Annotated in this window: 27 protein-coding genes and 1 riboswitch; of the genes, 17 read left to right on the top strand and 10 right to left on the bottom strand. The window is 46.6% G+C overall.

The window, feature by feature from the left end; genetic code table 11:
* Nucleotides 1-44 precede the first annotated feature (44 nt).
* Both VP98_RS17375 and VP98_RS17380 read right to left on the bottom strand, forming a co-directional pair.
* Entirely contained in the window at nucleotides 45-569 is a 525-nt protein-coding gene (locus VP98_RS17375) for a TraR/DksA C4-type zinc finger protein (RefSeq protein ID WP_052712284.1), read from the bottom strand.
* Nucleotides 570-646: 77 nt separating this feature from the next.
* On the bottom strand, nucleotides 647-1,558 hold the full coding sequence (locus VP98_RS17380; protein ID WP_082087969.1) for a 1,4-dihydroxy-2-naphthoate polyprenyltransferase: 912 nt from the start codon (nucleotides 1,556-1,558) through the stop codon (nucleotides 647-649).
* Between the two features lie 288 nt (nucleotides 1,559-1,846).
* Between VP98_RS17380 and VP98_RS17385 the strand changes: the two genes are divergently transcribed.
* The 6 genes from VP98_RS17385 to menC all read left to right on the top strand — a co-directional run bounded on the left by VP98_RS17385 (nucleotide 1,847) and on the right by menC (nucleotide 9,123).
* Nucleotides 1,847-3,235: an isochorismate synthase gene (locus VP98_RS17385; RefSeq protein ID WP_082087973.1), complete on the top strand. Its 1,389-nt coding sequence runs from the start codon at nucleotides 1,847-1,849 to the stop codon at nucleotides 3,233-3,235.
* Complete coding sequence (gene menD, locus VP98_RS17390) at nucleotides 3,228-4,934, top strand: 2-succinyl-5-enolpyruvyl-6-hydroxy-3-cyclohexene-1-carboxylic-acid synthase (RefSeq protein WP_046176629.1); 1,707 nt, start codon at nucleotides 3,228-3,230, stop codon at nucleotides 4,932-4,934. Before VP98_RS17385 ends, menD begins: the two co-directional genes overlap by 8 nt.
* Nucleotides 4,931-5,725 carry a 2-succinyl-6-hydroxy-2,4-cyclohexadiene-1-carboxylate synthase gene (gene menH, locus VP98_RS17395; protein WP_156151421.1) on the top strand — a complete coding sequence of 265 codons (795 nt, stop codon included), beginning with the start codon at nucleotides 4,931-4,933 and terminating at the stop codon, nucleotides 5,723-5,725. Before menD ends, menH begins: the two co-directional genes overlap by 4 nt.
* A complete protein-coding gene (menB, locus tag VP98_RS17400; protein WP_046176631.1) occupies nucleotides 5,715-6,533 on the top strand; it encodes a 1,4-dihydroxy-2-naphthoyl-CoA synthase in 819 nt (272 codons plus the stop codon). The genes menH and menB overlap by 11 nt, the downstream gene beginning before the upstream one ends.
* A 63-nt stretch (nucleotides 6,534-6,596) precedes the next feature.
* Nucleotides 6,597-8,033 carry an o-succinylbenzoate--CoA ligase gene (locus VP98_RS17405; RefSeq protein ID WP_046176632.1) on the top strand — a complete coding sequence of 479 codons (1,437 nt, stop codon included), beginning with the start codon at nucleotides 6,597-6,599 and terminating at the stop codon, nucleotides 8,031-8,033.
* Nucleotides 8,023-9,123, top strand: a complete 1,101-nt coding sequence (gene menC, locus VP98_RS17410) for an o-succinylbenzoate synthase (RefSeq protein ID WP_046176633.1) — start codon at nucleotides 8,023-8,025, stop codon at nucleotides 9,121-9,123. The genes VP98_RS17405 and menC overlap by 11 nt, the downstream gene beginning before the upstream one ends.
* On the opposite strand, the gene yidD is transcribed toward menC, so the two are convergent.
* Nucleotides 9,120-9,356 carry a membrane protein insertion efficiency factor YidD gene (yidD, locus tag VP98_RS17415; protein ID WP_046176634.1) on the bottom strand — a complete coding sequence of 79 codons (237 nt, stop codon included), beginning with the start codon at nucleotides 9,354-9,356 and terminating at the stop codon, nucleotides 9,120-9,122. The two genes, menC and yidD, sit on opposite strands and share 4 nt — an antisense overlap.
* Complete coding sequence (ytzI, locus tag VP98_RS18670; protein WP_231584212.1) at nucleotides 9,353-9,508, bottom strand: YtzI protein; 156 nt, start codon at nucleotides 9,506-9,508, stop codon at nucleotides 9,353-9,355. The genes yidD and ytzI overlap by 4 nt, the downstream gene beginning before the upstream one ends.
* Nucleotides 9,509-9,614: 106 nt before the next feature.
* Between ytzI and VP98_RS17420 the strand changes: the two genes are divergently transcribed.
* Nucleotides 9,615-10,055, top strand: coding sequence for a Dps family protein (locus VP98_RS17420; protein ID WP_046176635.1), 441 nt, complete (start codon nucleotides 9,615-9,617; stop codon nucleotides 10,053-10,055).
* Nucleotides 10,056-10,119: 64 nt separating this feature from the next.
* On the opposite strand, the gene VP98_RS17425 is transcribed toward VP98_RS17420, so the two are convergent.
* Nucleotides 10,120-10,362: a DUF6154 family protein gene (locus tag VP98_RS17425; protein ID WP_052712285.1), complete on the bottom strand. Its 243-nt coding sequence runs from the start codon at nucleotides 10,360-10,362 to the stop codon at nucleotides 10,120-10,122.
* A gap of 124 nt (nucleotides 10,363-10,486) precedes the next feature.
* Between VP98_RS17425 and VP98_RS17430 the strand changes: the two genes are divergently transcribed.
* From VP98_RS17430 to VP98_RS17445, 4 genes are read left to right on the top strand one after another with little or no spacing between them, the layout of a single operon-like run.
* The gene (locus VP98_RS17430) at nucleotides 10,487-10,795 is read left to right on the top strand and encodes a hypothetical protein (protein ID WP_046176637.1); all 309 of its coding nucleotides are present in this window, start codon (nucleotides 10,487-10,489) and stop codon (nucleotides 10,793-10,795) included.
* A 36-nt stretch (nucleotides 10,796-10,831) separates the two neighbouring features.
* Nucleotides 10,832-11,308, top strand: a complete 477-nt coding sequence (gene ytkD, locus VP98_RS17435; protein WP_082087970.1) for an RNA deprotection pyrophosphohydrolase — start codon at nucleotides 10,832-10,834, stop codon at nucleotides 11,306-11,308.
* A complete protein-coding gene (locus VP98_RS17440; RefSeq protein ID WP_046176638.1) occupies nucleotides 11,305-12,054 on the top strand; it encodes an alpha/beta hydrolase family protein in 750 nt (249 codons plus the stop codon). Before ytkD ends, VP98_RS17440 begins: the two co-directional genes overlap by 4 nt.
* A 3-nt stretch (nucleotides 12,055-12,057) precedes the next feature.
* Nucleotides 12,058-12,300: a DUF2584 domain-containing protein gene (locus VP98_RS17445; RefSeq protein WP_046176639.1), complete on the top strand. Its 243-nt coding sequence runs from the start codon at nucleotides 12,058-12,060 to the stop codon at nucleotides 12,298-12,300.
* 67 nt (nucleotides 12,301-12,367) lie between these two features.
* On the opposite strand, the gene pckA is transcribed toward VP98_RS17445, so the two are convergent.
* Entirely contained in the window at nucleotides 12,368-13,954 is a 1,587-nt protein-coding gene (pckA, locus tag VP98_RS17450) for a phosphoenolpyruvate carboxykinase (ATP) (RefSeq protein ID WP_046176695.1), read from the bottom strand.
* A gap of 267 nt (nucleotides 13,955-14,221) precedes the next feature.
* Nucleotides 14,222-14,330, top strand: a riboswitch (SAM riboswitch).
* A gap of 120 nt (nucleotides 14,331-14,450) precedes the next feature.
* On the opposite strand from pckA, the gene metK reads away from it, so the two are divergent.
* Nucleotides 14,451-15,647, top strand: coding sequence for a methionine adenosyltransferase (metK, locus tag VP98_RS17455; RefSeq protein ID WP_046176640.1), 1,197 nt, complete (start codon nucleotides 14,451-14,453; stop codon nucleotides 15,645-15,647).
* A gap of 39 nt (nucleotides 15,648-15,686) precedes the next feature.
* Here the strand turns inward: metK and VP98_RS17460 are convergent, their stop codons facing one another.
* Nucleotides 15,687-16,199 carry a gamma carbonic anhydrase gene (locus VP98_RS17460; RefSeq protein WP_046176641.1) on the bottom strand — a complete coding sequence of 171 codons (513 nt, stop codon included), beginning with the start codon at nucleotides 16,197-16,199 and terminating at the stop codon, nucleotides 15,687-15,689.
* 107 nt (nucleotides 16,200-16,306) lie between these two features.
* On the opposite strand from VP98_RS17460, the gene VP98_RS17465 reads away from it, so the two are divergent.
* From VP98_RS17465 to VP98_RS17475, 3 genes are read left to right on the top strand one after another with little or no spacing between them, the layout of a single operon-like run.
* Entirely contained in the window at nucleotides 16,307-17,116 is an 810-nt protein-coding gene (locus VP98_RS17465; protein ID WP_046176642.1) for an alpha/beta hydrolase, read from the top strand.
* 9 nt (nucleotides 17,117-17,125) lie between these two features.
* A complete protein-coding gene (locus VP98_RS17470; RefSeq protein ID WP_046176643.1) occupies nucleotides 17,126-18,202 on the top strand; it encodes a tetraprenyl-beta-curcumene synthase family protein in 1,077 nt (358 codons plus the stop codon).
* Nucleotides 18,203-18,219: 17 nt separating this feature from the next.
* On the top strand, nucleotides 18,220-19,215 hold the full coding sequence (locus VP98_RS17475; protein ID WP_046176644.1) for an LLM class flavin-dependent oxidoreductase: 996 nt from the start codon (nucleotides 18,220-18,222) through the stop codon (nucleotides 19,213-19,215).
* A gap of 134 nt (nucleotides 19,216-19,349) precedes the next feature.
* On the opposite strand, the gene VP98_RS17480 is transcribed toward VP98_RS17475, so the two are convergent.
* Nucleotides 19,350-19,922 (bottom strand): tRNA (mnm(5)s(2)U34)-methyltransferase, encoded by a 573-nt coding sequence (locus VP98_RS17480; RefSeq protein WP_046176645.1) that lies wholly within the window; start codon nucleotides 19,920-19,922, stop codon nucleotides 19,350-19,352.
* Nucleotides 19,919-20,875: a TIGR01212 family radical SAM protein gene (locus VP98_RS17485; RefSeq protein WP_046176646.1), complete on the bottom strand. Its 957-nt coding sequence runs from the start codon at nucleotides 20,873-20,875 to the stop codon at nucleotides 19,919-19,921. The genes VP98_RS17480 and VP98_RS17485 overlap by 4 nt, the downstream gene beginning before the upstream one ends.
* A 278-nt stretch (nucleotides 20,876-21,153) precedes the next feature.
* On the opposite strand from VP98_RS17485, the gene leuS reads away from it, so the two are divergent.
* Both leuS and VP98_RS17495 read left to right on the top strand, forming a co-directional pair.
* Nucleotides 21,154-23,565, top strand: coding sequence for a leucine--tRNA ligase (leuS, locus tag VP98_RS17490; protein ID WP_046176647.1), 2,412 nt, complete (start codon nucleotides 21,154-21,156; stop codon nucleotides 23,563-23,565).
* 20 nt (nucleotides 23,566-23,585) lie between these two features.
* The gene (locus tag VP98_RS17495) at nucleotides 23,586-23,894 is read left to right on the top strand and encodes a rhodanese-like domain-containing protein (RefSeq protein WP_046176648.1); all 309 of its coding nucleotides are present in this window, start codon (nucleotides 23,586-23,588) and stop codon (nucleotides 23,892-23,894) included.
* Between the two features lie 204 nt (nucleotides 23,895-24,098).
* Here the strand turns inward: VP98_RS17495 and VP98_RS17500 are convergent, their stop codons facing one another.
* Nucleotides 24,099-25,352: a BaiN/RdsA family NAD(P)/FAD-dependent oxidoreductase gene (locus tag VP98_RS17500; RefSeq protein WP_046176649.1), complete on the bottom strand. Its 1,254-nt coding sequence runs from the start codon at nucleotides 25,350-25,352 to the stop codon at nucleotides 24,099-24,101.
* Nucleotides 25,353-25,357 lie beyond the last annotated feature (5 nt).

Genomic DNA, 25,357 nt, shown 5'->3' on the forward strand with positions numbered 1-25,357 from the left:
ACGCTCATAAAAGAATTATATTTTTTAAAAATCCAGCGGACGGTTTACGTCGCTGGATTTTCTTCGTCTTCATCTTCATCTTTGTATAAGTTATCATAGCTTTCCTTGTCTTCGTTAAAATCAGCCGGTGTTTCCGATGTTCCATAATTGGCAGCATCACTAAAGCTGTTAATGCCGTCGTCTGGATGGGGAATGCGCTCTTCCGGAACACGGCCGGTTTCAAGTGTTTGTTCAGGAGAATATTCCACGGAATAAAGAGCAGTCGGGACTGCTTGCAGCCGTTCAAAAGGAATTTCTTTTCCGCTTTCTTTGCAAATACCGTATGTGCCTTCTTCTATCGCAGCAAGCGCTGCATCGATTTTCTCAAGCTCGTCTTCGAGATGATCGTCAATAGCCATATCCCGTTCCCGAACGTATAACTCGGTGCCGGTGTCAGCCGGGTGATTATCGTAAGAAGATAGTTCACCAACAAACTGGTTATCGTCATCATGCTCCAGCCGATTCATATACTGTTGTTTCTGGCTGAGCAATTCTTCTTTTAATTCACTTATTTGTTTCTTTGTCAGCATGAATGCCTCATCCTTTCGTCTATCTTCTATTTCTATAGCCGTTTTAGCGTAAAAAAAAACCCGATTGTAAAATCGGGTTAAAAAAGATAGCTGATGCATAGGCCAACGGCTAACAAAAAGCCATAAACGGTATTTGTCTGGGCAGTTGCTTTCATGGCAGGCATCATTTCAGCCGGGCTCGATTTGCCTTTAAAGCCACTTACCGCTTTGAGCGCTTTTGGAATGCTTAAATAAGCGAGAAATAGCCAGATGGACCCTAAATCAGTAAAAAGCAAAACGGCAACCCATACAAATGAAATGAAAAATGCGGCAGCCAGGACCGACACGGAACGCTTATGGCCGATTAAAATGGCAACTGTTTTCCGCCCGGCTTCTTTATCGCCGACACGGTCACGAATATTGTTTGCTAAATTAATGCTTCCTACAAGTAAAATAATAGGAATTGAGAACAATACAGCTGTTTTAGAAAGAAAACCAGCTTGAATAAAAAAGGAAATATAAATAATAATGCCGCCCATAAAGAAACCCGATGCTGCTTCACCAAAAGGAGTATAAGCAATAGGGAGCGGCCCGCCTGTGTACAAATAGCCGACAGCCATGCAAACAACGCCAACCAAGCCAATCCACCAGGAAGAAGCGGTACATATATAAATGCCAAGCAAAAGGGCGATACCAAAAAAAGTAAAAGCCATATTAAGTACGGTTTTCGGCTTTACACCATTTCGCACAATGGCACCGCCAATCCCGATTGATTTTTCGGTATCAAGGCCGCGTTTAAAGTCAAAATATTCATTAAACATGTTTGTTGCCGCCTGAATGAGCAGCGAGGCAATCATCATGGCCAAAAACAACGAAACACGCAAATCTGTATAAGCGAGCGCTAGCACGGTTCCAAGAAAAACCGGAACGAAAGCGGCGGTTAAAGTATGAGGACGCATCAGCTGCCACCATATTTGAAAACCCGTATCCGCTGCAGGGGTTTGATTCATCAGTCTTCTCTCCCAATCCATCATTGTGAATAATTAAACAAAAGTTCTTTATCAAGTGTAGAAAACGGAAACAGAAGTGTCAATCATTTTTCAAAATTCCCTGGAGGAGAATATTTTCGGAAAAATCGAACATTGTCTTTCAGAAATGAAAATGTGATATAAGTGGTATATAATAAGGAGTAAAGATTAAAAGCGCGGCGCAGCCGTAACGTCTTAGAGCCCCGTGAAAAAAGAGGCTAAAGAAGTTTGGCCGTATGTGGTCGGCACAATGGAGGGATTTCATTGGCTATGATAAAAGGGCATCCTCTTAAAGGAGCCTTTGTTGAATTTATAAATGATTTAAACGGTTCGACCCTGTTCAGCTATGTAGAAAAAGTTGAAAAAGGCGATCCGCTCCGTTTTTATGAAAACGGAAAAGAGTGGTACCAGGGAGAACGGTTTTATTTTAAAGACCGCGATGGAGAGCGTGTGATTGCTGGTTTAGGAAGCGTCCAGACTATTCAAAGCGGGAATTCCAGCCGTTTTAAAGATGTAGAAGCGCAGTGGGATGCTCTTATGGCCCGCTCATCTATACACAATCCCTACAATATTTATGGAACAGGCCCGGTTGCATTCGGAGGTTTTTCTTTTGATCCGCTGCGAAGCCAGGGAGAAGAATGGTCCCGGTTCGCACCTTCTTTTTTTTATGTGCCGGAGCTTATGATGACAGCATATGGCGATGAAACATATGTCACCGTAAACCTGGTTTGTGAAGACGTAGATTCGAAATTTTTATTTGACCGAATTGAAGAGCGAAAGCAGATGATTTTATCCGGCCGAAAACGGCTGTCAGAAAAAGAAGCAGTGCTGATGGAGCTTCGTGCGGGCAATACAGAGGGATGGAAGAAGTCGGTTCAGTCTGCAGTGGATACAATTAAGAAAGATGCCGAACTGAAGAAAGTCGTGCTTGCCCGGAAAGTAGCCGCTGCTTTTGATGGAACCATTTCACCTGACCGTGTTCTTCGGCGCCTGGATGAGGGGCAGCCGGACAGTTTTATTTTTTCGATCGAAGCCATGGACAGCTGCTTTTTAGGTGCTTCTCCTGAACGGCTGGTGAAAAAAAGGGCACAGACCGTATTAACAACATGCCTGGCCGGTTCAACAGCCCGCGGCGTGACAGCGTCAGAAGACGCGAAGCTGGCTGAAGCGCTGCTGAATGATGATAAAAACCGAATTGAACATGATTATGTTGTACAGATGATTCGTGAGGAAATGCAGTCGATGTGCCGCCGTGTAAGTGTGCCGGATGCACCCGCTGTAATGAAAATAAGAGATATCCAGCATTTATATACACCGGTTGTGGGCGAAGCGAACGAAGAAGACTCCATCTTGAGATTTGTGGAAACACTTCATCCGACTCCTGCTTTAGGCGGGCTGCCCGGGGAGAAAGCACTCAAGGTTATCCGCGATTTGGAAGAGATGGATCGTGGTTTTTATGCGGCACCGGTCGGCTGGATGGACTATCGGAAAAACGGTGAATTTGCCGTAGCCATTCGTTCAGGGCTGATTGTTCAAAATGAAGCCTTTTTGTATGCGGGCTGCGGTGTTGTAGCAGACTCAAATCCCGAAAAAGAACTGGAAGAAACAAATATGAAGCTGCGGCCGATGCTGCGGGCGATCGGAGGCGGCAATGAGTAATCATCAGGAAAACATGACGTACTATAATGCGCATTTTATTGACAGCCTTGTCCGCTCGGGAGTTAAACAGGCTGTGATCAGCCCGGGCTCTCGTTCAACACCGATGGCTTTGTTAATGGAAGAGCATCCGCGGCTGCAAACATTTATTCAAGTTGATGAGAGATCAGCCGGCTTTTTCGCGCTTGGCCTGGCAAAAGCTGCTCAAAACCCGGTAGCTCTTTTATGTACCTCGGGAACAGCAGCAGCGAACTATATGCCTGCTGTGGCCGAAGCAAAAATTTCGCGGGTTCCCCTTATTGTGTTGACGGCGGATCGTCCGCCGGAGCTGCGTGATGTCGGAGCGCCGCAAACGATTGACCAGCTTCATTTGTATGGCCATACAGCAAAATGGTTTGCAGAAATGGCCCTTCCGGAAGCCCAAAAAACCGTTTTGCAGTATGCCCGTACTCAGGGAGCCCGTGCTGTATTTGAATCGCTTGCGGCTCCGGCCGGTCCGGTTCATTTAAACTTTCCATACCGGGAACCGCTTCTGCCGGATTATAACGGCATCTATGAACGAATCTCCATTCCGGCTCCTGTCCGGCTTATATCTGGGAGAAAAATGCCGGACCCTGTTGTGATGGATGACATTGCCGGAACCATTAGCGTTGAAAAGGGGCTGATTGTAGCAGGAGAAATAACAAAACCGGAAGTGGCTGGCGCCATTGTGTCACTTTCTGAAAAAACGGGCTGGCCTATTGCAGCGGACCCGCTTTCTCAAATACGTGCCTATCAAAAAGCGATTGACAGCTATGATGCTTTTTTGCGGGATGACGATGTAAAAGATGCCCTGAAGCCGGAAGTGATCATCCGGTTTGGCGCCCTGCCTGTATCAAAAGCCCTTACGATGTTTATGAAGCGCCATAATGATATACCGCATATCATTATTGATGCAGAAGGAGGCTGGCGGGATCCATCACACGTTGCCACCCATATCGTCACAGTGGATGAATCGGCTTTTTGCAGTGAAATGACAGCCCGCCTGGAGCGAAAGAAAGAAAGCGGCTGGCATCAAATGTGGCAGGATGTAAATGCGGCGGCTCGTTTTGAAATGAAAAAAGCAGAAGGAACAGATGAAGGTGCCTTGTTCCGCCGCTTTTTACAGGGATTGCCAAAAAATGCTTCCGTTTTTGCAGGCAACAGTATGCCGATTCGGGATCTTGATTCCTTTTTATTCTCAGGGGAGCAAACGATCCGCCTGCACGGGAACCGGGGCGCAAATGGAATTGACGGCCTTGTCTCCACTGCACTTGGCATTGCGGCGAACGGAGAAAACGTTTTTGCCGTAATGGGCGATTTATCGTTTTTTCATGATGTGAACGGGCTCCTGGCAGCAAAAATGAACGGTTTATCGATGACCATTCTTGTTATGAATAACAATGGCGGCGGTATTTTTTCTTATTTGCCGCAGGCAGGTGAGCAAAAGCATTTTGAACGGCTGTTTGGCACGCCGTCCGGCTTAAAGTTTGATCATGCAGCAGCGTTATACGGCTGCCATTATGTCCGGGTTACAAGCGGAAGCCAGCTGGAAAAAGAACTGGCGGAGCAGCGGGAGGGTGTGACGATTTTAGAAGCTTTCACTGACCGGGCGGAGAACACGGCTGTTCACCGTAAATTATGGGAAAATGCCATAGAAGCGGCGAAAGAAGTGATTCAATGACATTTTTTTTTCGTTTAAAAGGAGAAGGGGAGCCGGTGCTTTTATTGCATGGGTTCACTGGAAGCTCCCGGACATGGAAAGGGATGGAAAAGCTTTTGCCCTTTCAGCTTGTTATGCCGGACCTCGCCGGCCATGGACAAACAGCCCGTCCTTCGTCCAGCCTTGAACAGGAAGCGGCCTGGTTAAAAGAAGAAATGAAGAAAAAAGGCTTTGCTTCCTTTCATGTTGCCGGCTACTCAATGGGAGGGCGGCTGGCTCTGGCACTGGCGCTGCTTTTTCCCGAAGCGGTGATTTCTCTTACCCTTGAGAGTGCTTCACCGGGACTTGAAAGCGAGCCGGAACGCAAGGCAAGAAGAGCCTCCGATGAACAGCTGGCCCAAAAGCTTGAAAGAGAAGGCATTGTTTCATTTGTGGAATTTTGGGGAAATATCCCGATGTTTGCTTCCCAGAAAGAGCTGCCACAGCAGGTGCGGGAAACCATTCGTTTAGAGCGTCTGGACCAGTCGGCTGCCGGTCTTGCCTCATCACTTCGCCACATGGGAACAGGACGACAGCTCTCTTACTGGGACCGGCTTTCTGAGCTCAAAATGCCTGTACTGCTTCTTACCGGGACAAAGGATCAAAAGTTTACGGATATTGCCCGCCGAATGAGCCAGTCCATTCCTTTATGCGAGTGGAGGCAGTTTAATGAAGCCGGCCATGCAATTCATGTGGAGCAGCGCGAAAAATTTGGTACAATAGTAAAGACGTTTTTGTTGAACATAAAAGGAGGGCAACAAAGTGGAAATTAATTGGGTAAAAGAACGTGAATATGAAGACATCAAATATGAAACGTATAACGGCATTGCCAAGGTAACGATCAACCGTCCAGAAGTACATAATGCATTTCGTCCAAAAACGGTTATGGAAATGATCGATGCGTTTGCGTATGCTCGTGACGATTCAAAAATCGGTGTGATTATTTTAGCGGGTGAAGGCGGAAAAGCATTTTGCTCCGGCGGCGACCAAAAAGTGCGCGGTCATGGCGGATATGTGGGAGACGACCAAATTCCCCGCTTGAATGTACTTGATCTGCAGCGTTTGATCCGCGTAATTCCAAAGCCGGTTATTGCGATGGTAGCGGGCTACGCAATTGGCGGAGGCCACGTGCTTCACGTTGTCTGTGACTTGACGATCGCGGCAGACAATGCTGTATTTGGACAAACGGGCCCGAAAGTCGGTTCGTTTGATGCAGGATACGGTTCCGGCTATCTGGCCCGCATTGTCGGCCACAAGAAAGCACGCGAAATCTGGTTCCTGTGCCGCCAGTACAACGCGCAGGAAGCTCTTGATATGGGTCTTGTCAACACCGTTGTGCCACTTGAAAAGCTTGAAGAAGAAACCGTACAGTGGGCAGAAGAAATGCTGGAGAAAAGCCCGACTGCACTTCGCTTTATTAAAGCAGCGATGAACGCAGACACGGACGGCCTTGCAGGACTTCAACAGTTCGCCGGAGATGCGACACTTCTTTACTATACAACGGATGAAGCGAAGGAAGGCCGTGACGCATTTAAAGAAAAACGCAGTCCGGACTTCGGCCAGTTCCCAAGATTTCCGTAAATCAAAAGAAAAAGAGTGTCCACTTTATGGGCGCTCTTTTTTCAATAAAAAGGATGAAACTAAATGAACATGCCAAACTGGCTGAAACAGCGTGCTTTTTTAACACCGGAACGGAAGGCGCTTGTTTTTAGTGAGCAGCAATGGACGTTTTCACAACTGTTTAAAGAAACCTGCCGCATAGCAGGAGGCCTGCATGCAGCCGGCATCAAAAAAGGAGACCGCTGCGGTGTACTGGCAGCAAACGGGCCGGAAACCGTTTTTGCCCTACATGCACTCCAGCAGATTGGTGCCGTTGCGGTTCTGCTGAACAGCCGGCTTGTGCCGGATGAAATTGCCTGGCAGCTTCAGGATGCAAAGGCAGTTTACTTGCTTTATGATGAGCCGCACAGGGAAAAAGCGCTGCTTATTTCCAGGGTGCCGTCTCTTTTGATAACAGACATAGAGGCAGGTTCAACTCCTGAGGTGCTTGACACGTTTGCTTTAGAAGAAACCTGCTCGATCATGTACACATCCGGTACAACCGGCCGCCCAAAGGGAGTAGTTCAAACATACGGAAACCACTATGCGAGCGCAACAGCTTCTGCTTTAAACCTTGGTCTCCATTCAGATGATTCCTGGCTGTGTGCGGTACCGCTTTTTCATATTTCGGGCTACTCTATCTTACTCAAAAGTGTGCTGTACGGAATGGAAGTACATCTCCTGGAAAAATTCGATCCCCTGCTTATCAACCAGCTGCTGAAAGCGGGAAAAGTCACCATGATTTCTGTTGTGACCGCTATGCTTACTGCTATGCTGAATAAAGAAAAGGGCACATACAGTTCCCGTCTGCGCTGTGTGCTCCTTGGCGGAGGCCCTGCGCCCTTATCTCTTCTTGAAGAATGCAAGGAGAGAGAAATTCCTGTGTTCCAAACATACGGCATGACCGAAACCGCTTCTCAAATTGTGACTCTTTCGCCTGAAGATGCTCTTCGAAAGATCGGTTCGGCCGGAAAGCCGTTATTTCCATGTGCCGTTAAAATTGATGGAGAGAGTGAAGGCGAGATATTGGTCAGCGGTCCAAACGTGACACCGGGCTACTTAAACCGGCCGGATGCCAATCATGATGTTTTTGAAACGGGCTGGTTTCGGACAGGAGATATTGGGCGTCTCGATGAAGAAGGATTTTTGTACGTATTGGACCGCCGTTCCGACTTAATCATTTCCGGCGGAGAAAATATTTATCCTGCGGAAATTGAATCCGTTCTCGCGGGGCATCCGGCGGTTGGGGAAGCAGGTGTTACCGGTGTGCCGGATCACAGGTGGGGAAGCGTTCCGGCTGCCTTTTACACAGCAGAGAAGCCCGTTTCGGAAGAAGAACTCCGGGAATTTTGCCGGCAAAAGCTTGCCCGCTACAAAGTGCCAGCTTACTTTATAAAAGCAGACAGCCTGCCAAGAAACGCGTCGAACAAGCTGCTTCGGCGTGAGCTGTCGAAGCGGTGGAGGGAACCGGATGAAAATTAAAAGACTGGCCATGCATGTGATCAGGATGCCGCTCAAACAGCCCTTTTACACCCATTTGCAAACCGTGGCGGACCGGGAAGCGATTATCATTGAAGTAGAAGACAGGGATGGAACGATTGGCTGGGGAGAAGCATCTGCTTTTTCCACTCCCTGGTATACAGAAGAAACGGTAAAAACAGAATGGCATATGATCAAAGACTTTTTGTTTCCGATGCTGCAGGGGAAGGAAATCCGTCATCCGGACGACGCAGGTACTCTATTTTCCGCCCTTCGAGGAAATCAAATGGCAAAAGCAGGGGTGGAATCCGCTCTCTGGGATTTATATGCAAAAAAACAAAATCAGCCGCTTTTCCAGGTGCTTGGCGGAATTCGAACCTCCATTTCCACCGGTGCAGTTGCCGCAGGAAAAAGCGTAAATGAAATGCTTGAGCGTATTCAAAGGCTCATTGAAGATGGGTATGAACGAATAAAAATAAAAATCGGCCCGAATCAAGATATTGAGCTGTTAAAAGCAGTCCGGAAAGCATACCCGCATATTCCGCTTATGGCAGACGCCAATTCAGCGTATTCACTAGCGGACATAGCTCATTTAACGCAACTGGATCAATATGGGTTAATAATGATCGAACAGCCTTTTTCAGTGGAGGATATGTGGAATCATGCAAAGCTGCAGAATGTGCTGAAGACACCCGTCTGCCTGGATGAAAGCATCCGGTCCCTTCATGATGCGGTCTGTGCTGTTGAAATGCAGGCCTGCCGGGTTATTAATCTGAAATTCAGCCGTGTTGGCGGCTTATCAGAGGCAAAACGCATTCATAATTACTGTTTTGAAAGAAAAATAGACCTCTGGGCAGGCGGAATGATCGAATTTGGTGTTTCGCGGGCACATAATGCTGCTCTTTCTTCACTTCCGGGTTTTACGATGCCGGGAGATATCGTTTCTACCAGCCATTACTGGGAAGAAGATATCATTGACCCGGGGATTTTCGTGGAAAGAGGCCGCATTCAGCTTTCGGCTGAAGCTGGAATTGGTTATCCGGTAAACCGGGCGCGGCTGGAAAGCAAACGAGAGGCTTACTACGCTGTTTAATCTGTTTTCTTTCGCGGCCACTTCTCCGGCACGTAATCAACGCCTCCCGGATGAAAGGGATGGCACTTTAAAATGCGAATAACGGCAAGCATGCCGCCTTTTAACGCTCCATGCTTTTGAACAGCTTCATAGCCATAATGGGAGCAGGTCGGATAAAAGCGGCAGCTCGGCGGTTTTAATGGTGACAATATTTTTTGGTAAAACCGAATCATTAGTAAAAACAGCTGTTTCATTTCTTATCACGCGTTTCATCTGGCGGAAGGTCTTTGGGCGGATCGATGGTGTGCTTATAGCTGTAGCCTTTGTTGATTGTTAAAATAGACAAAGCGAGCACAGCCAGAACAACCACAACCGCTAAAACAATTACAATCATCATAGTTGACATAAAATACCCCCTTATTGATAGTGTAGCACGTTTTTGTTTACTTTTGCACAAGCCGGGTATTATATGATTATTGAGATAAACCACAAACATGTTGGAGGAGATTTTTATGTCGGAACAATTAATCAGCAGTGTAAACAAACAAATCGCAAACTGGACAGTCCTTTATACCAAGCTTCATAATTACCACTGGTATGTAAAAGGGCCGCAGTTCTTTACACTTCACACAAAGTTTGAAGAGTTATATACAGAAGCGAGTGTTCATATTGACGAACTGGCAGAACGCTTGCTTGCCCTTGATGGAAAGCCAATCGCGACGCTTCAAGAGTCCCTTCAGAAAGCAAGTGTGAAAGAAGCGCAGGGAACTGAATCAGCGGAACAAATGGTTCAATCTGTGGTCGAAGACTTCACAACGGTAACTGGAGAATTAAAAGAAGCGATGGATTTGGCAGCGGAAGTTGGCGATGAAACAACAGGAGATATGCTTCTTGCCATCCACCAGAGCCTCGAAAAGCACGTATGGATGTTAAAATCATTTCTTGGAAAATAAGCAGGAGAGGTTTATTTCGGCAGCAAAAAAGCGGAGAATCAGCTTCTCCGCTTTTTTTTATGTATTAATGGAACTCGCGGTTATGGCGAACCGGAATTTGGTCCCGGTTAAATTTTTCTTTCAAGCCTTCGTATAAATAAACTCGGAACAGCCAGGCAAGCTCGTCTTTCGGCATTTCTCCAATGACTGATAATATATCCGCTTCAGACATCTCTCCAAGAACGGTCAGTGTAATCATATCAAGGTCATCTTCTGTGCCCTGTAGCCGGCCGCGATAGAGTTCAAATAGTTCATCTACGAATTTCATCACTATGCCTCCTTTTTTTCAAGAATATATATATAGTTATACATGAAAACGCTATCATATTCCATCTTTTTTTGCTGAATGAAGGAAAAGAAAAGAGAGCATCCTGTGAAAAGGAGGGATTTACATGGAAAAGCAGCCTTATTATATTCAAATTGCCAGTGGAGAAATTCAGTCGCGGCCCGATGTGTCACCGTGGAATTTTCGTATCTTCGCCAATGAGAAGGAAATCCGCTCATTGCGCGATTTGTTAAATGGAATGAATGACGCCGATTTTGGGACCTTCTGGCGGGCACACATTCCAGCTGTTCCATATCACGAAGATGCTGACAACGACCAGTATGACCGCCATATGGCCGCCGTATACGAAAAAATCTATGAACTCGGAGACGATGAAGCGCGTGAGCATATAAAAAACTGGAGAAATAACGTATAATAAAGAAAGAAAGCAAGCAAGGGTGAGGGATGCCGGTTGTTTATATTTACGGACGAAAATGGCTTCACCGTTACAATGGCATTTAAAAAAGGTGCATTTAACCAAAAGCCTTCTCACGTCCTCGTCTTATGCCGAAAAGAACAAGCATGGCTTTTAACAAAACATAAGGAGCGCGGCCTTGAATGCCCGGGTGGAAAGATTGAGCCAGATGAAACCCTGGAGGCGGCGGCCCGCCGGGAAGCAGCTGAAGAAACAGGAGCGGTGGTAGACGGCCTGCATTTCATTGGTGAGTATTATGTGCATGACCCGGAAACACCTTTTTTAAAAGCCGTTTTTTTCGCGCGGGTAACGGATATAGAAAAAAAAGAAACGTATTTTGAAACGAATGGTCCTTTTCTTGAAACAAAAGATTTGCTGGAAGCTCGTTTCGAAGACAGCTATTCATTTTTAATGAAAGATGACATGATTGCACTTGCCCTGTCTGAAGTGAAAAGGAAGGGACTGGTAGAATGAACTGTACACCGTATCCATCTCCAAATCCACATGTACGTCTTTATTTGGTTTGTTATGAATCCGCCGGTCTTTTAGTGAAAGGTTTTCTGGCAGAACCGGCGGATCACGAATGCTATGACGGGCTCCTATATCTGCGGGGAGGTATTAAAGGTATTGGCATGGTACGGCCGGCCAGGATTGCCGAATTTGCATCAGAAGGATTTATTGTATTTGCCCCATTTTACAGAGGCAACCGTGGCGGTGAGGGCAACGAAGATTTTGCGGGCGATGACCGGGAAGATGCTTTCTGTGCTTTTGATTGGCTGGAAAAACATCCGCGTATACGAAATAGCCGTGTTCATGTTTTCGGTTTTTCAAGAGGCGGAGTAATGGCCATTTTAACTGCTATACACCGCCCGGCAGCATCTATGGTTACATGGGGCGGCGTGTCGGATATGGTTCTCACGTATGAGGAACGGAAAGATATGCGCCGGATGATGAAGCGGGTGATTGGCGGTACACCGCAAAAAGTACCGGAGCAGTATGAATGGCGGACTCCGTTAGAGGAGGCCGGCTCGATCAAAGCGCCTGTATTAATTATTCACGGCCGTCTTGACCAAAATGTTTCCATTGAACATGCCCACAGGCTGAAACGAGCTGTTCCGCATGCTGAAACCATGTATCTTGACGAACACGGCCATTACATACCACCGGCAGTTAACCGGCAGATTGTCGGCTATATTGCACAATGGATGAAGGGGGATTAACAAATGGGAATGCCAATGGAGTTAAATACGATGATTGTAACAAAAGGCAATGAAGTGAGAGAGGAAGAAAATCGCTTTGTGCTGAAAAAAAGCGGCTACCGCTTATACCCGATTGATATTCCGATTGCTGTCCATAAAACAAAAGACAGCGAACAAAGCGGCACAGCATTTATTAAAAAAGTAGAATGGCAGGAAGGCACTACAACAATTACTTACACACTCGTCTCATTAAATTCAACAAATTAACGAAAAAGAGTCCGCAGGGTTTGTCCCGCGGGCTCTTTTTTTTGTTGCAAAATGAATAATGCTGATATTAAAGAAGCGGACCGCCTTTTTCTTCGATATCGACGGCAAGGCCGTCAAATTTCTTGAAGTTTTCGCGGAACTTGGCGGACAATTCTTTTGCTTTTGTCATAAATTCGTTTTCATCTGCCCAGGATTTGCGCGGAATTAAGACATCGTCCGGCACGCCAGGCACATGAAGCGGAATTTCAAGGCCGAATACTTTTGTTGTGTATGTTTCCGTGTGAGTTAGCTCGCCTTCGATCGCCGCTTGAATCATCGCGCGCGTATAAGCAAGCTTCATGCGTTCGCCTGTCCCATACTCACCGCCGGTCCAGCCTGTATTAACCAAAAACACCTGCGCATTATGCTCGTCAATTTTTTTGCCGAGCATTTCAGCATAAACAGCTGCCTGCAGCGGCAGAAACGGTGAGCCGAAGCAGGTGGAGAATGTCGCCTGGGGACTCGTAATTCCCCGCTCCGTGCCGGCAAGTTTAGAGGTATAGCCGCTTAAAAAGTGATACATTGCCTGCTCTTTCGACAGCTTACTGATTGGGGGCAGGACGCCAAAAGCATCTGCCGTCAGAAAAATAATCGTGTTCGGATGGCCGGCTACGCTTGGGTCAACAATATTATCAATGGCTTGAAGCGGATAAGCAGCGCGGGTGTTTTCTGTTAATGTGTTATCCGTATAATCCGGATTGCGTGTATCATGGTCAAGAACGACATTTTCAAGAACTGATCCAAAACGGATCGCATCGAAAATTTGCGGCTCTTTTTCTCTTGTTAATCCAATTGTTTTTGCATAGCAGCCGCCTTCAATATTAAACACACCATTAGCAGACCAGCCATGCTCATCATCTCCGATCAGCCGGCGGTGCGGATCTGCGGATAATGTTGTTTTTCCTGTACCTGAAAGGCCAAAGAATAAAGCGACATCGCCTTCATAGCCGACGTTTGCTGAGCAGTGCATTGGCAATACATTTTTTTCGGGCAGAAGGTAGTTCATAACGGAAAAAATCGATTTTTTCATTTCACCGGCATATTCTGTTCCACCAATCAAAATAACACGCTGTTCAAATGAAACAATAATAAATGTTTCGGAATGAGTGCCGTCTGTCACAGGGTCTGCCTGAAAAGAAGGAGCAGACAGGATGGTAAAGCCCGCTTCATGCGTTTGAAGCTCTTTTTCTGTGGGACGGATGAACAGCTGATGGGCAAACAAATTGTGCCATGCGTATTCATTAACAACTTGGATTGGCAGGCGGTATTTTTCGTCAGCACCGGCAAAGCCTTTAAACACAAAAAGTTCTTTTTTCTCTTTTAAATGAAGAACAACTTTCTCATACAGGCGGCTGAATGCCTCTTCAGATATCGGCTGGTTGACTGAACCCCAATCAATTTTGTTTTTAACGGATGCTTCTTCCACAATAAATTTATCTTTTGGAGAGCGGCCCGTATACTTGCCTGTTTCGGCGCGAACCGCACCGGACGCGGTTAACATGCCTTCGCCGCGTTTCAGCACCTTTTCAACAAGAACAGGTACGGAGAGCTGGGTGTGAATATTTGAGCCTTTCAGCAGCTCGACGATTTCGCTGGAAACAGTTAAAGAGTTCATCATGTACGACCATCCTTTATCCAAATTTTATAGGTTTGCTTAACATGAAAATAGTATAACACATTAAGTTGAATAGTCTATACTATTTGATGAAATTTTTTGCATAAATTTATATTTTTCGTGAAATATTTACCAATGTGTGTATTTATTAATAGGAAGAAAAATGATGAAACATGGAAATAATAAAGACGGAAATTGTTTTATTTTTAGGAGGAAAACGGTTGACACGAAGCGCGATATTTCGTAACATTGACACTTGAACGGATACTCTTATCCTGAGCCGGTGGAGGGACAGGCCCTGTGAAACCCAGCAACCTGCCGTATTTTACGGAGAAGGTGCTAAACCTGAGCAAGGATCAGCCTTGGACGATAAGAGTGAAAGGCCCGAGTAAAAACAACCTTTCCTCTCTCAATGCCGGGAGAGTTTTTTTATTTTCTGGATCACCTGAGGGAAATGAGTACCGTACACATACTGATTTTAAGGAGGAATTTTTTCATGACAAAACAGCGTCGCCTGTTTACATCAGAGTCTGTAACGGAAGGACATCCGGACAAAATCTGTGATCAAATTTCCGATGCGATTCTTGATGCTATTCTTGACAAAGATCCAAATGCCCGCGTGGCAGCGGAAACATCTGTAACAACTGGACTGGTTCTTGTTGCAGGGGAAATTACCACTTCTTCTTATGTGGATATTCCAAAAATCGTTCGTGAAACGGTAAAAGAAATCGGGTATGTCCGTGCAAAATACGGATTTGACTCAGAAACAGCGGGAGTACTAACTTCAATTGATGAACAGTCTCCTGATATCGCGGCGGGAGTTAACGTTGCCCTTGAAGCGCGCGAAGGACAAATGACGGATAAAGAGCTTGATGAAATTGGAGCAGGGGATCAGGGCTTAATGTTTGGCTTTGCCTGCAACGAAACAGAAGAGCTTATGCCGCTTCCGATCTCGCTTGCCCACAGACTGGCACGCCGTTTAACAGAAGTACGCAAAAACGAAACATTGAATTACCTTCGTCCTGACGGTAAAACTCAGGTAACAGTTGAGTATGATGAAAACGGCAAACCGGTCCGTGTTGATACAATCGTTATTTCAACACAGCATCATCCAGAGGTAACACTGGAGCAAATTCAAAAAGAAATTCGCGAGCACGTAATTAATGAAGTAGTGCCGGCTGAACTGATTGATTCAGAAACGAAATTCTTTATCAACCCGACAGGCCGTTTCGTTATCGGCGGGCCGCAAGGGGATGCAGGCTTGACAGGCCGTAAAATTATTGTAGATACGTACGGTGGATATGCACGTCATGGCGGCGGAGCATTCTCCGGTAAAGATCCTACAAAAGTAGACCGTTCCGCCGCTTATGCTGCACGCTATGTGGCAAAGAATATTGTAGCAGCCGGTCTTGCGGACAAATGTGAAGTACAGCTTGCTTATGCAATTGGTGTCGCACAGCCGGTTTCTATTTCAGTTGATACGTTTGGAACTGGCACAGTATCAGAGGAAGTTCTTGTTGACATGATCCGTCAAAACTTTGATCTTCGCCCTGCCGGCATCATCAAGATGCTGGACCTTCGCCGTCCAATTTACCGCCAGACAGCGGCTTATGGCCACTTTGGCCGCACGGATGTAGACCTTCCGTGGGAACGTACAGACAAATCAGAAGCTTTAAAAGCGGCTGCGAAATAAGAAGAAAACCATGCCCGGGCAATTCCAGGCATGGTTTTTTTATTGTTGAATAGATTTGTAATACTGGCCTTTTTCGGCGTATTCGCGCACAATCCGCTCCATGTCTTTACGATCTTCATCTGTTATGTCCCGTACCACTTTTGCGGGACGCCCGAATGCCATTTTGTTGGGAGGGATAACCTTGCCCGGCGGTACAAGGCTGCCAGCTCCGATAAACGCACCTTCCCCGATTTCAGCGTTATCTAAAATAATCGATCCCATGCCGATAAGGGCACCTTTGCGGATTTTGCAGCTGTGTAAAATCACTTGATGGCCAATTGTCACTTCATCCTCAATAACGAGCGGGTTATTTGGACTCTGGTGAAGAACAGAATTGTCCTGGATATTCACTTTACTGCCAATGATCGTCGGCGCCACGTCTCCGCGTATAACAGTGTTATACCAGATAGTGGATTGCTCGCCGATCACAACATCTCCTGTAATGGTTGCATAATCCGCAACAAAAGCGGACTCGGCAATGGCCGGCTGCTTATCTTTATAAGGATAAATCATCGTTTAGGCCCCTTTCTTTTTTGTCTGTTATACCGTTTTATTTTATCGAAGAGCAAAAGATTTGTATAATAGAAGAAACGATTGTCGTTTTTGAAGGAGAGAATAGTATGTGGAAATGGGAATGCGACGGAAAGCCAAAAGGCGTAATGGTCATTGTGCACGGTGCGTTTGAACATCACGGGCGCTATGGCTGGCTGATTGAAACATGGCGGCAAAACGGATTTCATGTTGTTATGGGTGATCTGCCGGGGCATGGAATGACTTCACGGGCACGGAGAGGCCATATTTCGTCTTTTCAAGAGTATATAGATGAATTGTCTGACTGGGTGCAGGCGGCTTATCAATTTGAGGTGCCTGTGTTTCTGCTTGGCCACAGTATGGGAGGGCTTGTTATCACCCGTTATTTGCAGGAGCAGAAGCCGGATGTTGCCGGTGTGATTTTATCATCTCCTCTTTTTAAAATGAAGCATATGCCGCCAAAACATTTAAATATGATTACTCATGGACTCAACTCGGTTACCCCTTCATTGAAATTCGATTCGGGCTTGACATCTGATATGGCGACACGAAATGAAGAAGTATGGGCTTTTGATGCTGAAGACCCGCTGTTCGTGCGGAAAGTATCGGTTCGCTGGTATCGGGAGATTGTTCAAGCGATTAAAACGGCAACAGCAGGTCCCAGTGAAATTCCAGATATCCCGCATTTACTCATGCAGGCGGGGGAAGACCGGGTTACAGATGGAAGTGCAGCTCGTTTATTTGCCAAAAAGCTTGATCTGTCCGAGCTGCAGTATAAAGAATGGCCCGGACTTTATCATGAAATTTTTAATGAACCTGAGCGGGAAGATGTGTTTCAGTACGCGTTGGATTTTGTCCGCAACCGGTTGCGGTCACTCGGTTTTATAATTGAAAAGTGAGGTAAGAGAATGACGGTCCCTACAAATTCGCTCCTATTAATGCGAAAAATATATAAAAACATTTTTCCGTCTGTAAAAGCGGAATGGAGCAAATGGAAGCCACTGGCGGAAAAAATACCAGATCCGGAGCTAAGGCAGCAGGCGCTGGATGTATATGCAAAAAAATATTTTCATTGTGAGGCAGGCGGTGTTATTTCCATACTTGCCGGCACGCAGTTTAAAGAAGCCATTTCTTTTATCGTACCGTATCAGCTAATTTGCGACTATCTCGATAATTTATGCGATCAAACTACATCATTTAACCCGGATGATTTTGCAGCACTTCACGAAGCGCTGCATGACTGCTTTTTTCCGGGGCAGCCGAAGAGCGACTATTATCGGTACCGTGAAACAAAAGACGACGGCGGTTATTTAAATGCGCTTGTGGAAGGGTGCCGCCGCGTTGTAGCCCAAATCCCGTCTTTTGCTGCTGCTAAACCCCATGTGCTTGAGTTAAGCCGTTACTACAGCGAACTGCAAATTCACAAGCATGTCCGGGAAGAAGAAAGAGAAGAGAGGCTGATCCGCTGGTTTAACAGCTATAAAGCAGAACTGCCGGAAATGTCGTGGTATGAATTTTCTGCGTGTACTGGCTCTACAGTAGGAGTGTACTGCCTTATTTCCTGTGCCATGCAGCCGGCATTTACACCAACCTACGCTAAAATGGTGCGTGACTGTTATTTCCCATACGGGCAGGGAATTCATATTTTACTAGATTACTTTATTGATCAGGAAGAAGATATCGAAGACGGTGAATTAAATTTCTGCACATACTATCAAAGTGAAACAGAAATGATGGAACGGTTTCTTTATTTTTTAAAGAAAGCGAAGGAAGGAACCGAGCGTCTTCCGCATGCCAGGTTTCATTCATTTTTAATTGAAGGCATTGTGGCTGTTTATTTATCCGAAGAAAAAGCAGCCGGCAAGAAAAGTGTACGCAGCCATTGCCGCAGGCTCGTGCATACAGCAGGGCCTGCCAGTATTTTCTTTTACTGGAATGGAAGAACCTATAAAACGTATCGGAAAATGCGGCAAGCCTATAACTAAAAAGGTGAGACAGCGAAATGAAAATTAGTATACTGGATCAATCGCCAATTTCAGAAGGACAGACAGCAGCTCAGGCTTTGCAGGAAACAATCGTATTGGCCCAGCTTGCGGAGCAGCTTGGCTATGAACGTTTTTGGGTCTCCGAACACCATGATGCTGCCACACTCGCCGGTTCCTCACCGGAAGTGCTGCTTGCGCACCTGGCGGCAAAAACGTCGAGCATCCGTCTGGGCTCAGGCGGTGTTATGCTTCCGCATTACAGTGCTTATAAAGTAGCGGAAAATTTTAAAATGCTGGCTGCACTGGCGCCGGGCAGAATTGATCTTGGTCTGGGGCGGGCACCCGGAGGAATGCCCCGCGCGTCATTTGCTTTGTCTAACGGACGAAAACGGGAGGTTGACCGGTATCCCGAACAAATTGATGATGTTCTTTCTTATTTGCACGACCAGCCGGTGCCGTATCCTTATACAGGAGTGAAAGCGACACCTGTTATCGATGTGCCTCCTGATGTTTGGATGCTCGGCTCGAGTTCTTCAAGTGCCGCTTTGGCCGCTGAAAAAGGACTTCCCTATACCTTTGCTAAATTTATCAATGGGGACGGAGGGAAAAAAGAGCTGGAGGAATACAGGCGCCTGTTTCAGCCATCTGCTTATTTGGCAGTCCCGAAAACAGCTATTGCTGTTTTTGTTGTTTGCGCGGAAACAGACGAGGAAGCATGGTTTTTAGCCGGCAGCCTTGAATTGTCTTTAATGATGTCGGGGCAGGGTATTCCGTCAAACGGAACGCCTTCACCGGAAAAAGCAGCCGCCTACTCATATGGCAGATTTGAAATGATGCACGTTGAGGAAAACCGGAAAAGGATGGTTGTGGGCAGTGCCGAAACAGTGCGGGAAAAGCTGGCGAATCTTTTAAACGATTGTCAGGCTGATGAAATTATGGCCGTCACCATTCTATATGATTTTGAGAAAAAAAAGCAGTCATTTGAGCTGCTTGGGACGCTGATAAACGGGTAGGAATTATATGAATCAATGTTTATAAAACCAAGGCTTGATCTGGTGCGCCTTAGTTACGTATTTAATCGTGAGAAAATAAGAAAAAGCCTGGCCCGCCGCTTTCATGCGGTAAAGGCCAGGCTTTTTCTCAATGTTTATCTTTTTTCAATCGCCAAAATAAAAGGCGGCGTGTTCACTTGATTAATAAAACCATACTTTATAACGTGGGCTCTCTCTTGATCAAGTGAGGCGGCAAATGCAGTGACAGCATCCCGCTCATCAGCGCCGCCCTCATGCCCGTGGTAAATAACAAGCACAATCAGGCCGCCGGGCTTCAGCAGGTGAAACAATTGGCGGATCGCTTCAATCGTAGTATCCGGTTTTGTAATAATAGATTTATCACCTTTTGGCAAATAACCAAGGTTAAAAATGCCGGCGCTCACGTGTCCATGATAATCATCTGGAATACAGCGCTGCATTTGTTCATGGCCCGCATGAAAGAGAGAAACGCGGTTTGAAAGGCCGGCTTCCTCCAGCCGGCCTGCTGTATTGGAAATGGCCCGCTCCTGAACGTCAAAAGCAAAAACATGTCCGTTATCACCGGCTAATTTCGCCAGAAAAAGAGTGTCGTGTCCATTACCCGCTGTTGCATCCACCAAATAATTTGTATGGGAAACCGTTTTTTCGATCAGCAGGCGCGCAAAAGGCAAAATCCCATCAAGAATCATGGCTGCATAACGGCTCCTTTATAAAATTTGCCCTGCCATGTGTCACGCTTCAGCATTTCGGCGTGGATAGCATTCAGCACATCCCACTTGTTCACACTCCACATCGGGCCGATCATTAATTCAATTGGTCCATCCCCCGTAATGCGGTGGACAATCATTTCAGGAGGTAGAATTTCAAGCTGGTCAACAACCAGCTTCGCATATTCATCCATTGATAAAAAGTCAAGCATGCCTTTTTCATATTGCTTCACAAGCGGTGTCCCCTTTAATAAATGAAGCAAATGGATTTTAATGCCCTGTACATCGAGGTCAGCAATTGCCTGTGCGGTTTCCATCATCATTTCCGGTGTTTCCAGCGGAAGTCCATTTATTAAGTGCGAGCAGATGCGGATATTATGCTTGCGTAATTTTTCGACACCTTCCACATATGTCTGAAAATCATGGGCACGATTAATAATGCGGGCTGTTTTTTCATGAACAGTCTGCAGGCCCAGCTCTACCCATAAATACGTGCGTTCATTCAGCTCGGCCAAATACTCCACTACATCATCCGGCAGGCAGTCGGGGCGCGTAGCAACCGAAAGGCCGACAACATCTTCCTGCTTCAGGACGGTTTCATATTTTTCACGCAGAACATCAACCGGTGCATGTGTATTTGTGTAAGCTTGAAAGTAAGCCATGTACTTGCCATGCTTCCATTTTTCATGCATTTTTGTTTTAACATCATGAAATTGTTTTTCCAGCGGCTCGGCCCGGTCGCCTGCAAAATCCCCGGAGCCGGCTGCACTGCAAAATGTACAGCCGCCAAATGCCACTGTACCATCGCGGTTCGGGCAGTCAAACCCGCCGTCCAGCGCGACTTTAAACACTTTATGCCCAAAATGCTTCCGCAAATGATAATTCCATGTATGATACCGTCTGTCGTCACTTGCGTACGGAAACGGGTTGGTCATGAGTCATTCCTCCTTTAAAACTCGTTTTAAATTTTAACATGAACGAGGGGATGGGTAAAATGCGCTTGCATATTGACTGAAGTTTTTCTAAAATGAGAGGTAAAGATTAATGAAGAAGGCCGGCGGGTTAACATTTAACACTGGGTAGAGACACACCTCTCCTGTCCCACTATACTGGGCGGGAGTTTTTTCGTTAGAGACCCGCAGGATACGGGTCAGCGAAGACGCGGCGGGGCTGGTCTTCGATCTTAGTACATAAACGGAAGGCAGGTTTCAGCATGAACTTTGATCATAAGCAGATCGAACAAAAATGGCAGAGCTATTGGGAAAAGCATAAAACCTTTAAGATGAACAATGACTCGGACAAACCGAAATTTTACGCACTGGATATGTTTCCGTATCCATCAGGGGCAGGACTTCACGTCGGCCACCCGGAAGGCTACACAGCAACGGATATCCTAAGCCGCTTTAAGCGTATGCAGGGCTTCAATGTGCTTCATCCGATGGGATGGGATGCATTCGGACTGCCAGCGGAGCAGTATGCCCTGGATACAGGGAACGACCCGGCGGAATTTACCGAGCAGAATATTAATAATTTCCGCCGCCAGATTAAATCATTGGGATTTTCTTATGATTGGGACCGGGAAATTAATACAACAGATCCGAAATATTATAAATGGACGCAATGGATTTTCCTTCAATTATACAAAAAAGGCCTTGCGTATGTAGATGAGGTGCCGGTGAACTGGTGCCCGGCTCTTGGAACGGTTTTGGCGAATGAAGAAGTAATCGACGGCAAGTCAGAACGCGGCGGCCATCCGGTTGAACGCCGTCCGATGCGCCAGTGGATGCTGAAAATAACAGCGTATGCAGACCGGCTGCTTGAAGACCTGGATGAGCTTGACTGGCCGGAAAGCATTAAAGACATGCAGCGCAATTGGATCGGACGTTCTGAAGGAGCTGAAGTAACATTCAACATTGAGGGGCACAAGGAAACATTCACAGTATTTACGACGCGTCCGGATACATTATTCGGAGCGACTTATGCTGTTCTGGCTCCTGAGCACCCATTTGTGGAGAAAATTACAACCGGGGAACAAAAAGAAGCCGTCAATGCTTATATTGATCAAGTAAAATCAAAAAGCGATCTTGAACGGACCGATCTTGCCAAAGACAAAACGGGTGTATTCACAGGTGCCTATGCGGTAAATCCAGTAAACGGTGAAAAAATGCCGATCTGGATTGCCGACTATGTATTAATCACATATGGAACAGGCGCGATTATGGCGGTTCCGGCGCACGATGAACGCGACTTTGAATTTGCGAAAAAATTTGATTTGCCTATTAAAGAAGTGGTTGCCGGCGGAAATATCGCAGAAGAAGCATACACAGGCGACGGCGCTCACGTAAATTCAGGCTTCCTTGATGGCTTAAATAAAGAAGATGGAATCACCAAAATGATTGAATGGCTGGAGCAGGAGGGAGTCGGTACAAAGAAAGTCACGTACCGGCTGCGCGACTGGCTGTTCAGCCGTCAGCGTTACTGGGGAGAACCAATTCCAGTCATCCATTGGGAAGATGGCACGACTACCGCTGTTCCGGAAGCTGAATTGCCGCTTGTATTGCCAAAAACAACAGAAATCCGCCCGTCCGGAACTGGTGAATCACCGCTGGCTGTTATTGAAGACTGGGTGAATGTGATCGATCCGGAAACAGGCAAAAAAGGCCGGCGCGAAACAAATACAATGCCGCAATGGGCAGGAAGCTGCTGGTATTACCTTCGCTTTATCGATCCGGACAACCAGGAAGCACTGGCAGACCCGGAATTATTGAAGCGCTGGCTGCCGGTTGATATATATATCGGCGGAGCCGAGCATGCTGTTCTGCACCTGCTGTATGCGCGTTTCTGGCATAAGGTATTGTATGATATCGGTGTGGTCCATACGAAGGAACCGTTCCAAAAATTGTTTAACCAGGGAATGATCCTGGGCGAAAACAATGAAAAAATGAGCAAGTCAAAAGGAAACGTTGTAAATCCAGATGAGATCGTAGAAAGTCACGGTGCCGATACGCTTCGTCTTTATGAAATGTTTATGGGCCCTCTTGAGGCTTCAATTGCCTGGAGCACAACAGGGGTAGACGGAGCACGCCGCTTCCTTGATCGTATCTGGCGCCTGCTTGTCACAGATGACGGCTCTTTAACACCGAAAATCACGGGACAGGACACATCACTTGAAAAAGTGTATCATCAAACCGTGAAAAAAGTGACGGAAGACTATGAAGGACTTCGCTTTAACACCGCGATTTCACAGATGATGGTATTTGTGAATGAAGCCAATAAAGCTGAAACCATTCCGGCCGAGTATGCGGAAGGCTTTGTGAAGCTGGCAGCGCCGCTTGCTCCGCATCTGGCGGAAGAACTCTGGGAAAAGCTTGGGCATAGCGGCACAATTACGTACGAAGCATGGCCTGCGTTTGATGAATCCAAACTCATTGATGATGAAGTGGAGATCGTGCTGCAGGTGAACGGAAAAGTGAAGGCGAAATTGATGGTTTCAAAAGATGCTACCCGGGAACAAATGGAAGAAATTGCGATGCAAAATGATAAGTTTAAAGAAGAGCTGTCAGGCAAAACAATCCGCAAGGTAATTGCAGTGCCAGGCAAGCTTGTTAATGTGGTCGCAAATTAACAGGGAAGGAATGAAGTAACATGATTCCGACAATCACAGGTGAAGAGGTACGCCAAAAGCTCGAAAGCGGAGAAAAGCTGGCATTGATTGATGTCCGTGAAGACGAAGAAGTGGCAGAAGGGATGATTCCCGAAGCGGAACATATCGTAATGGGGACGATTCCTGAAAACCTGGATCGTTTTGATAAAGAAACAAACTATATCATTATCTGCCGTTCCGGTGTTCGCTCCGAAAATGTGTCCCGCTTTTTAATTGATAATGGATTTAAAGCGACTAACATGACTGGCGGCATGCTGAACTACACTGGCGAAACAGTGCCGAAAAGCTAATAAAAAGGTGTTCCCTATGTTTACAGGGAGCACCTTTTTTTGATCGACGGCGCGTTTTATTTGATCAATGGCGCGTTTTCTGCTGAAAGCGGCGCAATATTTTCCATTTTGGCGCGATAAGCTGTTTATTGCGCCATATTGAAAGGGAAACGCGCCGTAACAGCCGGAAATTGCGCCATCCGGCTTCAGAAATGCGCCATGAAATTATCGGACGGCCGCTGCGTTTGTTCCGGCAATGTGACCGGTAATGAGCGCAGCTGTAATGTTGTAGCCGCCGGTATAGCCGTGAATATCAATAATCTCGCCGCAGAAAAAAAGCCCGTCTTTCTTTTTAGAAGCCATTGTTTTCGGTTCAATTTCTTTTACTGACACGCCGCCGCCGGTTACAAATGCTTTTTCAATCGGCAGTGTCCCGTGAACGGCTATTTTAAATGACTTCATTGAAGCGGCAAGCGCGCGGATAAGCGGCTCAGACAGCTGATTTCCTGCTGTTTCTAAATTAATGCCGCTTCGCTCAAGCAAAAAGTGCAGGTATCTTTCAGGCAATAAAGCTTTCAAGCTGTTTTTGACTGCTTTTTTCGGCTCTTCTTTGATAATCTTTCGAATAGCCACGCCCGCTTCGTGCTCATTGCCATCTGGAAATACGTCGATAGACAGGTAAACAGGAGCGCCGTTTTTCCTTAATTCTTTTACGACATACTGACTGCAGCGAAGAGCCGCCGGCCCGGATACTCCAAAGTGGGTGAACAGCATATCCATCCGGTGGGTAACAAGCGGTTTGCCCTTCTTGTTTAAAACGGAAAGACTCGCATCCCGAAGAGCCAGCCCCTGCAGGGAACGGTTTACAATAAACGGTTCTTTTGAGGTAATCGGCACCTCGGTCGGGAATAATTCGGTCACCGTGTGCCCTGCCTGCTCTGCCCACGGATAGCCGTCTCCGGTTGATCCTGTTTGCGGCACAGCCTTGCCGCCGGTCGCAAGGACAACAGCATTTGAAAGAACTTTCTCTCCTGACACAAGGCGGACGCCGCGTATATATTCATCATCCATAAGCAGTTCAGCAACAGGGGCTTCGAGCCGCATTTCAACCCGCTGTTTTTTCAATTCACCGAGCAGCGCTTCTACTACATCCTGGGCCCGGTTGGATACCGGAAACATCCGTCCGTGGTCTTCTTCTTTCAGCTTTACGCCAAGACCTTCAAAAAAACGGATAATGTCTTCGTTGCTAAAAACGGAAAAAGCGCTGTACAAAAAACGGCCATTTCCGGGAATATGCCGGATAATTTCTTCAATGGGCAGCCGGTTGGTCACATTGCAGCGCCCGCCTCCGGAAATTTGCAGTTTATTGCCGGGCTTTTTGCCTTTATCAATTAACAGTGTACGCGCACCGGCCCGGCCCGAGGCAATCGCAGCCATCAAGCCTGCCGGGCCGCCGCCCACTACAATCACGTCATACATGTTGT

Origin of the sequence: Domibacillus indicus, assembly GCF_000970685.1 — a bacterium.
GTDB classification, from domain to species: domain Bacteria; phylum Bacillota; class Bacilli; order Bacillales; family Domibacillaceae; genus Domibacillus; species Domibacillus indicus.